The organism is Rhizobium sp. BR 314 (assembly GCF_047445805.1).
Classification (GTDB): Bacteria; Pseudomonadota; Alphaproteobacteria; order Rhizobiales; family Rhizobiaceae; genus Rhizobium; species Rhizobium lusitanum_B.
Genome location: NZ_JARWLA010000007.1, coordinates 63,138 through 77,714 on the forward strand (window position 1 = coordinate 63,138; position 14,577 = coordinate 77,714).

Sequence of the window (14,577 nt, forward strand, 5' to 3'; positions counted from 1 at the left end):
GTCCGGCAAGCGGGAACAAAAATCCGCCGCGTCTCATTTGGCCTTGCGGACACACGGAGTTTTTACATGGAAGATCAAGCGACGGGCGTCGTCATTGCCACCCGGACGGCCCTGGATCAGGCCTCCGCGCTTGCGGTTCAATATGGCTTCTCGATCCTCGGCGCTTTCATCCTGCTGATTGCCGGCTGGATTCTTGCAGGCGTTGTCAGTCGAGCATCCTACCGTGTCATCTCGCGTATCCGCGGCATCGACGAAACGCTGGCGAGCTTCTTCCAGAACCTCCTGCACTATAGCCTGCTGATCCTGGTGTTCATCACCGTTCTCGGGCAGTTCGGCGTTCAGACCGCTTCTATCATCGCCGCACTTGGCGCCGCAGGCCTCGCCATCGGCCTCGCGCTCCAAGGAACGCTTCAGAATATCGCCGCCGGCATAATGTTGCTGATCCTGCGGCCGTTTCGGGTTGGCGAATATATTGAGACGACGAACGTCAAAGGCTTCATCAAGGATATCGGTCTTTTCGCAACGGAAATGAGAACCGCGGACGGCCTCTATCTGATGGCGCCGAATTCTACCCTTTGGAACACGCCGATCGTCAATCACAGCCGCGAGCCAGACCGCCGCCAGGAGCTTTCGGTCATCCTTGCCGGCGGCTCCGATATCGAACTCGCGCGCAAAATCATTCTCGACGTGGTCAAATCCGATCAACGTGTCCAGACCACCCCCTCGCCTGTCGTTTATATCGACGATCTGTCCGCTGGCCAGACTACGCTGAAGATCGACTATTGGACGATCACTTCGGCCTGGACGCCTACCCGCCAGGACATCATCTCGAAGCTGCTGGCGCAGCTGGCCGCCGCCAATGTCGCACTCAAGTAGCGGCTGGCGCGCGTGGCGCAAAGCGTTGCGCGGTTTTGCGACGACGACAGGCGAAACATCAAGAACCTGAGCAGAGCACCTATCCGGCCTGCACCTAGATGGCACTACGCATCCGCTACCATCGCACGCGATAATCCAAGCGAAGATTGCCTGACGGAGTGAGCTTCTGCGGATCGGCGAAGGAAGCGGAGAAGTTGAGGTGTGGAGTAATCGGCTGGTGGAATGAGACTGCGCTCGAGAAGATGTTACCGACCTGTTTGAGGTTGCCGCTCGCAGATATGGACGTTCCAGTCCAGGGAACCGCAACGGTTACGGCCTGCGACGCGGTAATCAAGGTCGGTTCGTTTTGCCCGCCCGCATAATTCAGGCTCAAGGACCGGGAGGAGCGCATATCGAGATCCTCAGAGGCAATCCAGCTATGTGTGCGACCAAAACACAGCGATCCCGCGCCATTGAGCGTATCAACACGGAGCGCCATTTCACGCATCGGTGAGTTCGAAAAACGCCCCGGATGGTCGACCGCCATCCACCAGAAGGTTGCAAGCCTGCTGTCGCGAGGGATCGTTCCATTTATCGCCCCCGCAAGACCCAGGTCGACACCCGCGCTTACATCCCAAGCCATGGGCAATCGAAAACCGACCGTGGTCTTATAGGTGCGGGGCGCAACCTTCACCGGCGACCAGATCATCAAGTCACCGGGACTAAGACTGGTGTTGGCGCCGGCACTTGCAGCTTGCGACAGCGAAAGCACAGTTGCAAGAACGCCGAGCAAGGCGTGCTTTGCAGCAGAAGCCATTCATAGACCCATTTGTTTTCGCCCAGCACAGTGATTATCGGGGCGTATCGAGACAACAGCCATATATGCAGCTAGCGCCGCATCAGGCCTCGGAGTGATTTGTTTGGTTAGGCGCTCAAAGTCAGAGTGCCTCGGAGCCAATCAGACATCCGCGTGAAGACCATAGCCACCGCAAATCAGGCGGCATCTTGACGTACAAGCATCCCATCCACCGCAGCGCTTGTAAACCCCTTGGCTCAGGTTTTCGTTGCAACGGACATTGAGCCCGGGCTAGCGCCGAGCGGGACACTAAGGCAGCGATGGACGGTTCCCTGCAGCCGGCAAGTTAGGCGACCCGGAGGCCGGCCTTTTTCAGAAGCGGCAGCACCCGATCGCAGAAATATGGAAGTTCCTGCGTATAGTTGACGAATGAGAGGGCAATGCCCGAATAGCCTTGCTCCGCAATCGCGATCATTTCATCGGCAATGTGCTCAGGCGTGCCGATCAACGGGTAGCTTCCCGCCCCGCCGGCAAAGCGTTGCCGATAGCGATCATAAGCGTCGTGGTCGTGGGACTGGGAGAATTCCTTCTTGCCCGCCATATGCTGGTCGACAGCGGCATGATCCGCCATGGTAACGGCATAGCGGGTGTAATAATCCTTGGCTTCCGCCTGTGTCTCGCGGCAGACGACATGGCATACCGTGTAAACTCCGACCTTCCTGCCGTTCCTTTCCGCCCGCTCACCTATGTCAACGACATGCTTTCCAGCCTCGGTGATCTCCGTAAAGGTCGTGAAGAGGTAGTCGCAATGGCCCGCAGCGAAGTCGCGGCCGGGGCCACCGAAGGCCGCATTCATCGTCACCGGGCGCGGCGCCTGCAGGCTCGCCGGCCGGCTGACGGCTTCCTTCAAATTGTAATAGGTTCCGGCATAGTCGAGCGGTTCATCGGAGGCGTATAGTTTCTCGACGATCTCGAGCCATTCCGCCGCCTGGTCATAACCCTTCTCCACCAGCGGCACGCCGAACATGCCGAATTCCTTCGGATTCCAGCCGCAGACGATATTAAGCCCGGCGCGTCCCTGGCTGATGTGATCGACCGTGGCGAGAGACTTGGCTGCATAGAGCGGATGAACAAGCGGCACATGTACCGTCATGAACAGACCGATGCGATCGGTCGCCGCAGAAAGGGCTGCGGCCCAGGTGAAGGTCTCGAACGACCATTCCCGCACTCGGTTCTTGCCGCCAAAGCCGCGCCAGCGGGCGATCGGCAGGAAAAATTCGAGACCGGCGCGGTCGGCGATCTGTGCCGCCGTCAGGTTGTCCTGCCATCCTGCCGTCCAGCGCTCGGGCACATCGGTGATCGCCAGCCCACCATCCGCATTGGCGGAAAAAACGCCGAGCTTCAACCGGTTCGGACCCTTTAACGGATGCGTCTTCATGATGGCTTGCTCCTCCCCGAGTTTACCTTGCACCTGTCCCGCACTGGAGATGCAGCAGCACAATAGAGCAATGTGTGACGCTCGCGAGAAAGAATTTCAAGCTTAAAGTTTATCAATCAACTCGGTCGTTGACTGCAATCGAGGCGGGACCTCGTTTAAAAGCCAGTTCTGAAACAATGTCGCCGTTTCGTTCGTCTGCTTCTTCTCCGGCATGACGATATAATAGCTGTTCTCCGTCGGCATCGGCAGATCGAACAACGGCAGGAGAATGCCTGATCTCAGCTCCTCCTCGATCAGGTAGGTGGGGAGGAGCGCCACGCCCAACCCGGCTATGGCGGCGGAGATGATCATGGAAAACTGGTCGAAGCGCGCGCCGGGGTAAGCATTCTCGCTCGGCAAATCCTGCAAATCGAACCACTGAGCCCAGAGCTTCGGGCGGGTCGTCAGATGAAGCAGCGGAGCATCGGCCAGCTCCACCGGCGAACGCAGATCCAGCCGCGCGGCAAGCGCCCGACTGGCAACAGGCAAGACCGTCTCGCTGCAAAGAAAAGTCGCAACTGCACCGGCCCAGGCCGGCAGGCCGTAATGAATGGCCAGATCAAAATTATCCTCGTCGAAATTGAAAGGCTTGGAGCGCGATTCCACGGTAACGGCGACGTCACGATGTTCTTCGAGAAATCTGCCGAGGCGCGGCACCAGCCAGCGAGTGCCGAAGGTCGGCAAAGTCGCCACTTTCAGTGACAGCTTCATCTGGCCCGCTGCAACGGCGCCAATCATCAACCGCTCCGAACGCAGCAGCAGATCCTTGACCTCCGGCAACAGCCGAAGTCCGGCTTCCGAAAGTACGACGCGCTGTCTCACGCGCTCGAAGAGCTTCAAGCCGGTCTGCTGCTCCAGTTCGCTGATCTGACGGCTGACGGCACTTTGCGTAAGATTGAGTTCCTCGGCGGCGCGCGAAAAATTCTGATGGCGCGCTGCGCACTCAAACGCCTGAAGATTGACGATGTCGGGGATAAGGCGTCGACGCATGGTCATTCCATTTCAGCATCAAGTTAGGATTTTCTCTCACAAGACCTACTCGTCAGCAAGATATATTCTGCGTGATAGGAATGATGTAGCCTTTCAGGAAGAGATTACCATGAAGTCCGACCACATCTCGACCAGCGATATACGCAGTGCCTTTTCGGCCGCTATGTCCGCCATGTACCGCGAAGAAGTACCCGCCTATGGCACGCTCATGGAGCTGGTCGGCCGCGTCAACGACGAGACGCTGGCCGCGCAGCCCAAGTTGAAAGAGCGCTTGCAGGCGACCGACTATCTCGATCGCATCTCCGAAGAGCGACATGGCGCGATTCGGCTCGGGACGGCAGCCGAGCTTGCCATGATGGCGCGCGTCTTCGCCGTCATGGGCATGTATCCGGTCGGCTACTACGATCTCTCGACGGCAGGCGTGCCGGTGCACTCCACGGCCTTCCGCCCGATCGGCGATGCCGAATTGAAGCGCAATCCCTTCCGCGTCTTCACCTCGCTGTTGCGCCTTGACCTGATCGCTGACGAAGAGCTGCGCGAGGCATCTGCGCAGATTCTCTCGAAGCGTCAGATCTTCACCAAGGGCGCTGTCGAACTCACCGAAAAGGCCGAGCACGATGGCGGTCTCGGCAAAGAGGATGCTCAGCGCTTCGTCAGCGAAGTGCTTGAGACTTTCCGCTGGCACGATGAAGCAAATGTCGACGCTGCCATGTATCATCGTCTCCATGACGCGCATCGTCTGATCGCCGATGTCGTGTCGTTCAAGGGGCCGCACATCAACCATCTGACGCCGCGCACCCTCGACATCGATCAGGTCCAGTCGCTAATGCCCGAATACGGCATCGCACCCAAGGCCGTCGTCGAGGGACCGCCGACCCGCGCCTGCCCTATTCTGCTGCGTCAGACGTCATTCAAGGCGCTGGAAGAACCGGTATCTTTCCGCAATGCCGACGGCGCGTGGGAAACCGGCTCGCATACTGCGCGCTTCGGCGAAATCGAACAGCGAGGCATCGCGCTGACGCCCAAGGGTCGTGCGCTCTATGATCAGCTGCTCGATGCCTCGCGCAAGATCGTGCGTCCGGCGGCCGATGGATCGAACGCGCGCGATTATGAAGCCGCGCTCGCTCAGAGCTTCGCCGAATTCCCCGACGACTGGTCGGCTATCCGCGCCCAGGGCCTGGGTTATTTTGCCTATTCGCTGACGGCCAAGGGCAAGGCGGCCGCAACCACTCGCGGCGATATCGAAACACTGATCAATCAGGGCCTCGTTCAGTTCGATCCGATCGTGTACGAAGACTTCCTTCCCGTCAGCGCCGCTGGTATCTTCCAGTCCAACCTCGGTGACGGCGCGCAGCAGGAGTTTGTCGCAAGCCCGAACCAGAAGCGCTTCGAAACCGATCTCGGTATGAAGGTGCTGAACGAATTCGACCATTATGCCGGCATCGAGCAGGCATCGATCGACGCCTGCCTGCAGGCGTTGTCCAAACAAGACGCAGCCGAGTGATGCGATGAGGCGGAAGTGCCGCTCGCAGCCTGGATCAAGACAAGTGGAGTTTGATAAGATGAACATCGCAGCAAAGAACATTTCCGTCGCAGCCGAAGCGGCCGCCATCCTCGAAAAGCTCGGCGTCGATAAGGCGCTTTACACGCAAGGCGACATGCCGTCCTATTCTCCGGTCACCGGCGAGAAGATCGGCAACCTCAAGACCGTTTCGGCGGCTGAAGCGGCTGAGCGTATCGAGAAGGCCGATGCGGCATACCGCGCTTGGCGCCTGGTACCGGCACCGAAGCGCGGCGAGCTGGTTCGCCTGCTCGGCGAAGAGCTGCGCGCCGCCAAGGACGATCTCGGCCGCCTCGTCTCGATCGAAGCCGGCAAGATCCGTTCCGAAGGCCTCGGCGAAGTGCAGGAAATGATCGACATCTGCGATTTCGCCGTCGGCCTCTCCCGCCAGCTCTACGGTTTGACGATCGCCACCGAACGTCCAGGCCATCGCATGATGGAAACCTGGCATCCGCTCGGCGTTGTGGGCATCATCTCGGCCTTCAACTTCCCGGTCGCCGTCTGGTCTTGGAATGCGGCATTGGCCCTGATCTGCGGCGACTCGATCGTCTGGAAGCCCTCTGAAAAGACGCCGCTGACGGCTCTCGCCTCGCAGGCAATTCTCGACCGCGCCCTCGCCCGTTTCGGCGATGCTCCAGAAGGCCTGTCGCAGCTGCTGATCGGCGACCGCGCCGTCGGCGAAGTTCTGGTCGATCACCCCAAGGTGCCGCTCGTTTCGGCAACCGGCTCGACCCGCATGGGCCGCGATGTCGGACCGCGTCTTGCCAAGCGCTTCGCACGCGCCATCCTCGAACTGGGCGGCAACAATGCCGGCATCGTCTGCCCGTCTGCCGATCTGGACATGGCACTGCGCGCCATCGCTTTCGGCGCCATGGGTACAGCCGGCCAGCGTTGCACGACGCTGCGTCGCCTCTTCGTTCACAAGAGTGTCTACGATCAGCTCGTGCCGCGCCTGAAGAAGGCCTACCAGAGCGTCTCTGTCGGCGACCCCCTGCAGTCTTCCGCGCTCGTCGGCCCGCTGATCGACAAGGCGGCATTCGACGGCATGCAGAAGGCAATTGCGGAAGCAAAGTCGCATGGCGGCTCTGTGACCGGCGGCGAACGTGTCGATGTCGGCCATTCCGATGGCTTCTACGTCAAGCCGGCGCTTGTGGAAATGTCGAAGCAGGCTGGCCCGGTCTTCGAAGAGACCTTCGCGCCCATCCTCTACGTCATGCCCTATGACGATTTCGATGCCGTCCTCGAAGACCACAATGCGGTAGCCGCTGGCCTGTCCTCGTCGATCTTTACCCGCGACATGCAGGAATCCGAACGCTTCCTCGCGGCCGATGGTTCCGATTGCGGTATCGCCAACGTCAACATCGGCACGTCTGGTGCTGAAATCGGCGGTGCATTCGGCGGCGAAAAGGAAACCGGCGGCGGCCGTGAATCCGGCTCGGACGCCTGGAGAGCCTACATGCGCCGGGCGACCAACACCGTCAACTACTCCAAGGCCCTGCCGCTGGCACAGGGCGTTTCCTTCGACATCGAGTAAGCTCCATGACGATCGCCACCACCATAGAAGAAGCGGGCTTTCAGCCCGCTTCGCGGATCGCCTCAATCGGCGTGTCGACAATTCTGCAGATCGGCGCGCGCGCCAATGCGATGAAGCGCGAAGGCCTTCCCGTCATCATCCTGGGTGCGGGCGAGCCGGACTTCGATACGCCTGACAACGTCAAGGAGGCCGCAAAGGCCGCCATCGACCGCGGCGAGACGAAATACACCGCGCTTGACGGCTCGCCGGAGCTCAAGAAGGCGATAGCCGGAAAGTTCCTGCGCGAGAACGGCATCGACTACGCAGTCGACGAGATTACGGTCGCAGCCGGCGCAAAGCAAATCCTGTTCAACGCCTTCATGGCATCGATCAATCCGGGTGACGAGGTTATCATCCCAACACCGTACTGGACGTCCTATTCCGACATCGTCGAGATCTGCGGCGGCGTGCCCGTGCTGATCCCATGCGATGCTGCGGCCGGCTTCCGCCTCAAGGCGGAACAGCTTGAGAAGGCCATTACCCCGAAGACGCGCTGGCTGCTGCTGAACTCGCCGTCCAACCCATCGGGTGCGGCCTATTCGGAAGCCGATTACCGGCCATTGATTGACGTCATGCTGCGGCATCCGCATGTCTGGCTGATGGTCGACGACATGTATGAGCACATCGTCTATGACGGCTTCCGTTTCACGACACCAGTCGCGATCGAGCCGCGCCTCAAGAGCCGCGCGCTGACCGTCAACGGCGTCTCCAAGGCCTATGCGATGACCGGCTGGCGCATCGGCTATGCCGGCGGACCTAAGGCGTTGATCAAGGCGATGGCCGTCATCCAGAGCCAGGCAACGTCCTGCCCCTGCTCGGTTAGCCAGGCAGCTGCCATCGCGGCGCTGAATGGCCCGCAGGACTTCCTTCAGGAACGCACGGCAAGCTTCCAGAAGCGTCGTGACCTTGTCGTTGGCCGCCTGAATGCCATCGAAGGCCTGGATTGCCTCGTGCCGGAAGGCGCTTTCTATACGTTCTCGGGCTGTGCAGGCGTTCTCGGCACGACGACTCCATCGGGCAAGACCATAGCAACGGATGCGGACTTCTGCGCCTATCTGCTTGACGAAGCGCATGTCGCCGTCGTGCCAGGCTCGGCCTTCGGCTTGTCACCCTACTTCCGCATTTCCTATGCGACATCGGAAGCGGATCTCGTCGAAGCCCTTGATCGGATCGAAAAGGCCTGTGCGGCTATCCGGCGCTAGAGCCGGATGATTTCAGGTCTCCTCGACCTGAAATCTCAATCCGCTCTAGAATCAAAGAAGTAGAGCATGATGTGGTCCGAAAACTGCCTACACTTTTCGGCATCATGCCCTATGGCAACTCCAGCAGGAACGCAAATCCGCCATACGCTTGGAATTGCGTGAAAACAAAGAGATAGAGCATTTCCGTAATTCTGTTTAAAAGCGGAAATGCTCGACTCATCGAATAAAAAGCCGGAAGCCTTCACGTCATGATACCACGCCTTGTTTCGGCGAAAGATAGTTTGCAACAGCAGATCGGTGCCTTCGCGCGTCGGCTGACGGCACTCGGCTTTCGCGGCGACGTGGAGATGGATGAAGGCGCAAGGACGGTCGCTTCGACCGACAACTCTATCTATCAGCTCAAACCGGCGGCCATTCTCTATCCTAAGGGCGCCGATGATCTGAAGATCATTGCAACGGCCATGTCGGAACCGGCCTTTTCCGACATCACAATTGCACCCCGCGGTGGCGGTACCGGAACCAACGGCCAATCGCTAACCTCGGGCGTCGTGGTCGATTGCTCCAGGCACATGAACCGCATTCTGGAGATCGATCCAGTGCGGCGGATCGCCCGCGTCGAAGCAGGCGTCGTCAAGGACCAGCTGAACAAGGCGCTCAAGCCCCATGGCATGTTCTTTGCGCCAGAGCTTTCTACCTCCAACCGCGCCACCATCGGCGGCATGATCTCCACGGATGCCTGCGGCCAGGGGTCCTGCCTTTACGGCAAGACGAGCAACCACGTTCTCGGCCTTCGCGTCGTGCTCTCGGATGGCAGCGACTGGTGGTCGCGCCCGCTCGACAGCGGCACTCTCGAAGAGGTTAAGACGCGACCGGATCGCGTTGGAGAGATCTACACGGTCGCCGATGCGATCGCGCGCGACAAACGCGATTTGATCGAGGCGACCTTCCCCAAGCTCAACCGATATATGACCGGCTATGATCTCGCCCATCTAAGACGGAAGGATGGCCGGTTCGACCTCAATGCGGTCCTTTGCGGCTCTGAAGGCACGCTTGCCATGATTGCCGAGGCAGAGCTCAATATTCTGCCGCTGCCGGCGCAGGCCGCGCTCATCAATATTCGCTACGATGCCTTCAACACGGCGCTCGAGGATGCGCGGTTGCTGGTGGCCATGAAGGTCGCCTCGGTCGAGACAGTTGACGAGAAAGTGCTTGGTCTTGCCAAGGGCGACATCGTCTGGACCGGCATCGCCCGCTTCTTTCCGGAGGACACCTCAGGCTCTGCCAACGGTATCAACATCGTCGAGGTTCTGGCCGACGATCGCGAAGAGCTGGAGCGCAAACTCGAAGAGGTGACGACGGTTCTCGATGCCGGCCCGCCGGCGCGCCACAAGGGCTACACCATCGCTCGGGAGCGGTCAGAGATCGAGGCGATTTGGTCGATGCGCAAGCGCGCAGTCGGTCTGCTCGGCAATGTCGAAGGGCCGGTCAGACCCGTGCCCTTCGTTGAGGATACGGCCGTCCCGCCGGAACACCTTGCGGCCTATATCCGCGAGTTTCGCGCCCTTCTCGATGCAGAAGGCCTGGATTACGGCATGTTCGGTCATGTGGATGCCGGTGTGCTGCATGTGCGGCCGGCCCTCGACCTCACGCGTGACGATCATCAGCCGCTCGTTCGCAAGATCAGCGACGGCGTCGTCGCCCTAACCCGCAAATATGGTGGCGTACTTTGGGGCGAGCATGGCAAGGGCGTGCGCTCGGAATATGTTCCCGACTATTTCGGCGAGCTCTATCCCAGCCTGCAGGAGATCAAGCGTTCCTTCGACCCCGGCGACCGGCTCAATCCGGGCAAGATCGCTTCGGGTTCGTCGAAGCCGCTCCTCAAGATCGATGAGGTGCCGTTGCGGGGCGATCTCGATCGTATCATCGGCAACGATATCCGCGCCGCGTTCGACAATGCCGCCTATTGCAACGGCAACGGCGCCTGCTTCGATTTCGACGCCGCAAGCCCCATGTGCCCATCCTTCAAGGCGACGGGCGACAAGCGCTACTCGCCGAAGGGGCGCGCAGCGCTGATGCGCGAGTGGCTGCGCCTGCTTGCAGAACGACGCGTCGACCCACGACGCGAAGTGGAGGCCCAGCGCCGCTCAAACGGCCTCGCCAGTCTTTTCCGGCGGGTGATCAACTCGGTCAATCCGGCCAACAAGGACGATTTCTCTCATGAGGTGCGGGCAGCGATGGATACCTGCCTCGCCTGCAAGGCCTGCGCAGGTCAATGTCCCGTCAAAGTCAGCGTACCCGCCTTTCGATCAAAGTTTCTGGAGCTCTATTACGGCCGCTATCTGCGGCCATTGAAGGATCCCATCGTCGCTGCGATCGAAACGACCCTGCCGCTGATGGCGCGCATCAAGCCCGCCTATAATCTGCTGACCGGATCCAGTGCCGGTCAGGCCTTGATGCGGATTGCCGGCCTTACCGCGCTTCCGACCATGCCCGCGATTTCGCTTGAACGGGAGGCCGCACGGCTGGGTGTTCAGGTTGCTACGCCGGAACGGCTGGCGAAGCTATCGCCGCAAGAGCGTGACCGCACGATTGTCATCGTCGCCGACATCTTCTCCACCCATTTTGATCCGGCCGTCGTCATCGCCGCTCTCAAGCTCATGCTGAAGATGGGTGCCAAACCGTGGCTTGCCGCCTCGCAACGAAATGGCAAGGCGCTGCATGTGCATGGCTATCTCGGTCGCTTCGAGAAGGAGGCTGCGAAATCGCGTGAATACCTCGACCGCATTTCGCAAACGGACATCCCGCTCGTTGGCATTGACCCATCGATGACGCTGACCTATCGCAGCGAATATGCCGCCTTGCCCGTCGCGAAATTGCAGCGGCCGGTACTGCTGCTTCAGGAATGGCTTGCCGCAAATCTCGACCAATTGCCACAACAGCAGACCTCACCCGATAAGCACTTCACGCTGCTGCCTCATTGTACCGAACGGACAAACGCACCAGCCGCCCTCAAGCAATGGTCGGTACTGTTCGAAAGACTGGGCATCAAGCTGGATATTGCCGACGTCGGCTGCTGCGGCATGGCAGGCACTTTCGGCCATGAGGTGCGCAATCGCGCCATATCCGAAAAGCTTTACGCCATGAGCTGGCAGGGCAAGATCGCCGAGACCAGCGATCAGGACGTGGTCATGGCGACGGGCTTTTCCTGCCGCTCTCAGGCGGCAAAAATGGAGCGCCGCACCACTCCGCACCCCATCGAGATCCTGAACAGTTTGGTCGGCTGAAGCCGGCCGCAACGCCACGCAAGCTGCTCCACCACTTCGGCCTTACGGCCCACTCCGCATCGCGCCGCGTAAGGGCGCGGCCTTTCTTGCGCTTATCTCCCCGCGAGAGTAGCAAGCCTGCCTCAAAACAAATGTGGCGCCCCAAGGCGCCACACTGCAAATTCTGAAAGCAAGCCTTAGCTCAGACTGCTTCTCTCATCTTGATCTTTTCCAGGCTGTAGACCTGACCGAAGCGGTTGTTGAGGAAGTCGCCCAGATCGATTTCTTCCTGGCAAACAAAGCCCTTGGCGGAAAGCTTGCCGTTGGCAAGCAGGTCGAGCACAGTCGTGATGCCGGCAGCCGTGGTGATCTGGATGGCGCTCATCTTCTTGCCGGCAACAATGCCCGAATAGACTTTGTTGGCATAGGTTTCCTGCATGTAGCGACCATCGCGCCAGCCGCAGACCGTAACGAAAATAACGACGACGTCCTGCATGGTGGCCGGCAGCGCGTTCTCAAACAGATCCTTCAGAACATCGCGGCGGTTCTTGAGGTTGAGGTCGTTGAGCAACGCCTTGATGATCGCCTGATGGCCGGGGTAGCGGATCGTGCGGTAGTTCATCGTGCGAACGCGGCCCTCAAGCGTCTTGGCAAGCGTGCCGAGACCGCCGGAGGTGTTGAAAGCCTCGTAGGTGACGCCGTCGAGGGAGAATTCTTCACGCTCTTCCATGGCCGGAACGGTGACGAACTTGCCTTCGACGATCGCTTCGCACGGCTCGATATATTCGTTGATCAGGCCGTCCGTGCTCCAGGTCAGGTTATAGTTCAAAGCGTTGGAGGGATACTGCGGCAGGGCGCCGACGCGCATGCGCACGCTATCGAGGCTGTCGAAACGCTTGGCGAGATCATTGGCAACGATGGAAATGAAGCCCGGTGCCAGGCCGCACTGCGGAATGAATGCAGTCTTCGCGTTTTGAGCCAGTTCTTCCACCTTCTTCGTCGTCGCGACGTCTTCGGTGAGATCGAGGTAGTGAACGCCGGCTTCGACGGCGGCTTCAGCGACCAAGCCGGTCAGATGGAAGGGAGCGGCAGACAGGACGGCAAACTTGCCGGTCAAAACGTTCACGAGCGCCGCGCGGTCGGCAATGTCGACAGCCGCCGTGGAAATCGCGGCGTGGCGGTCGATCTTGGCAAGCTGCTCGGGGCTGCGATCGGTGACGACGACCTTGTAATCGCCGGTCTCAGCGAGCATCAAAGCAATCGCGCCGCCGATTTTGCCTGCGCCGATGACCACTATGTCTTTCATATTATTCCCCTGCGTTTCATGAATAAGATTTTTATAAGTGTAGGCAGCAGCTGAACGATTCATAGCGACAAAAAACGCATTTCGTTGTATAAATTTACGCAATATGACGATCATGTTTCGCAAAGTGCAGAGACAACCATGCAGGTAACGGGTAAAGACCGCGAGTTGTTGGCATTGTTGGGCGAAAATGCCCGTATGCCGGTGGCGACATTGGCCAAGAAACTCTCACTTTCGCGGACAACGGTCCAGGCACGGCTTGAGCGGCTGGAGCGCGAAGGCGTGATCGCCGGATACGGCGTGCGGCTTTCGGAGGCCTATCTTTCCGGCCTTATTCGAGCGCATGTGCTGATTACCATTGCGCCGAAAGCGCTGTCTGCCGTGACGGCTTCGCTTGATGCGATTCATGCCGTGACGACGCTTCATTCCGTCAGCGGCTCTTTCGACCTCATCGCGATCGTCGCTGCGCCGTCGATTTCCGAGCTGGATCAGTTGATCGATGAAATCGGCAAGATCGACGGCGTCGAGCGAACTTTGTCGTCGATCATTCTCTCGACGCGAATCGCACGCTGAACGGCGACCCCGTTCTGTCTAGGAGGGCCATCCATGGTGCCGAAATCGGGCAGAGCGAGGCCTGAGGATGTTCGCACTTCTGCGTCAACGGCGCTTCGTGGGTCCCGGATAAAATTCCTCACCCCGAAGCCGACGTTTCGACCCAAAAATGGACCTGTCATGCCAGGCAATATTTGTGGCTCTCGCCTATCGAAAGACTTAGAAGAAATACATCCTATCTTTTTCGTAAGGGCTTAATTCCAATGCCGAAATCTCGCTCCGCCCTGGCAAACTAAGCAGGCGGCCTGATGATACGACCGTCGTGCTCGACGAGTCGTGTTATCTACTCATCCTTGCAGCATCTCCTTCATCAACGACCGGCTAAATGGATCGAAGAGCACCATGCGACGCGCCCTTGGACTGATACTAGCGACCTCTCTTGCGACCGCGGCCCATGCCGAGCCTCTTGCCGATCTGGCTGCAGCACAAAAGGCGACCATCGAAGCCTGGGGCAAGGTTCCGTTTTCACAGCAAAACGTGACCTTTGTCTCCGAGTCCTCGAATGGCTACGGCGTCTACAAGGCGCGCGGCTCGAATGTCTTCAAACCCGGCGAGCCGATCATCACCTATGGTGAGCCGATCGGCTATGGTTGGAAACAGCTTCCAGACGACCTCTATGAAATGCATTTGATGGCCGATCTAGACATCGTCGATGCAAGCGGCGAGGTCCTTTGGAGCAAGCAGGGCTACATGGATACGCACCTTGTCAGCCACAAGCAAAACATGGAGTTCAAGTTCGACATGACCTTGACCGTGGATGGTCTATCCGCCGGAAAATACAAGCTTCATTACACGCTTCACGACATGACCTCGGGCAAGACTTCGTCCTTCGATGAGGACTTCGAGCTCGCCTCCGGCGGCTGACGTCGGCGACCACTCTTTCGTCGCCATGATGGCGGCCGACGATAACACATACCCGTCACCCAACGGGATCAACCCGCCACT

11 protein-coding genes are annotated in these 14,577 nt (G+C 59.4%); 7 read left to right on the plus strand and 4 right to left on the minus strand.

Annotated features, from left to right (window positions below):
- Positions 1–66: 66 nt before the first annotated feature.
- A complete protein-coding gene (locus tag QD461_RS12050; RefSeq protein WP_414087987.1) occupies positions 67–876 on the plus strand; it encodes a mechanosensitive ion channel family protein in 810 nt (269 codons plus the stop codon).
- Between the two features lie 115 nt (positions 877–991).
- Here QD461_RS12050 and QD461_RS12055 read toward each other — a convergent pair whose 3' ends face one another.
- The 3 genes from QD461_RS12055 to QD461_RS12065 all read right to left on the minus strand — a co-directional run bounded on the left by QD461_RS12055 (position 992) and on the right by QD461_RS12065 (position 4,124).
- Positions 992–1,672, minus strand: a complete 681-nt coding sequence (locus QD461_RS12055) for a hypothetical protein (RefSeq protein WP_414087988.1) — start codon at positions 1,670–1,672, stop codon at positions 992–994.
- 325 nt (positions 1,673–1,997) lie between these two features.
- Positions 1,998–3,089, minus strand: a complete 1,092-nt coding sequence (locus tag QD461_RS12060) for an LLM class flavin-dependent oxidoreductase (RefSeq protein WP_414087989.1) — start codon at positions 3,087–3,089, stop codon at positions 1,998–2,000.
- A 102-nt stretch (positions 3,090–3,191) separates the two neighbouring features.
- Positions 3,192–4,124 (minus strand): LysR family transcriptional regulator, encoded by a 933-nt coding sequence (locus QD461_RS12065; protein ID WP_414087990.1) that lies wholly within the window; start codon positions 4,122–4,124, stop codon positions 3,192–3,194.
- A gap of 103 nt (positions 4,125–4,227) precedes the next feature.
- On the opposite strand from QD461_RS12065, the gene QD461_RS12070 reads away from it, so the two are divergent.
- The 4 genes from QD461_RS12070 (at position 4,228) to QD461_RS12085 (ending at position 11,738) form a co-directional block, all read left to right on the plus strand.
- Positions 4,228–5,622: a VOC family protein gene (locus tag QD461_RS12070; protein WP_414087991.1), complete on the plus strand. Its 1,395-nt coding sequence runs from the start codon at positions 4,228–4,230 to the stop codon at positions 5,620–5,622.
- 58 nt (positions 5,623–5,680) lie between these two features.
- Entirely contained in the window at positions 5,681–7,213 is a 1,533-nt protein-coding gene (locus QD461_RS12075; protein ID WP_414087992.1) for an aldehyde dehydrogenase family protein, read from the plus strand.
- 5 nt (positions 7,214–7,218) lie between these two features.
- The gene (locus tag QD461_RS12080; RefSeq protein WP_414087993.1) at positions 7,219–8,454 is read left to right on the plus strand and encodes a pyridoxal phosphate-dependent aminotransferase; all 1,236 of its coding nucleotides are present in this window, start codon (positions 7,219–7,221) and stop codon (positions 8,452–8,454) included.
- Positions 8,455–8,702: 248 nt separating this feature from the next.
- Positions 8,703–11,738 (plus strand): FAD-binding and (Fe-S)-binding domain-containing protein, encoded by a 3,036-nt coding sequence (locus tag QD461_RS12085; protein WP_414087994.1) that lies wholly within the window; start codon positions 8,703–8,705, stop codon positions 11,736–11,738.
- A 181-nt stretch (positions 11,739–11,919) separates the two neighbouring features.
- Here QD461_RS12085 and QD461_RS12090 read toward each other — a convergent pair whose 3' ends face one another.
- Complete coding sequence (locus tag QD461_RS12090) at positions 11,920–13,023, minus strand: saccharopine dehydrogenase family protein (RefSeq protein WP_184707934.1); 1,104 nt, start codon at positions 13,021–13,023, stop codon at positions 11,920–11,922.
- A 138-nt stretch (positions 13,024–13,161) separates the two neighbouring features.
- Between QD461_RS12090 and QD461_RS12095 the strand changes: the two genes are divergently transcribed.
- Complete coding sequence (locus QD461_RS12095) at positions 13,162–13,593, plus strand: Lrp/AsnC family transcriptional regulator (protein ID WP_184707931.1); 432 nt, start codon at positions 13,162–13,164, stop codon at positions 13,591–13,593.
- Between the two features lie 381 nt (positions 13,594–13,974).
- Positions 13,975–14,496, plus strand: a complete 522-nt coding sequence (locus QD461_RS12100; protein ID WP_414087995.1) for a hypothetical protein — start codon at positions 13,975–13,977, stop codon at positions 14,494–14,496.
- Positions 14,497–14,577: the final 81 nt, after the last annotated feature.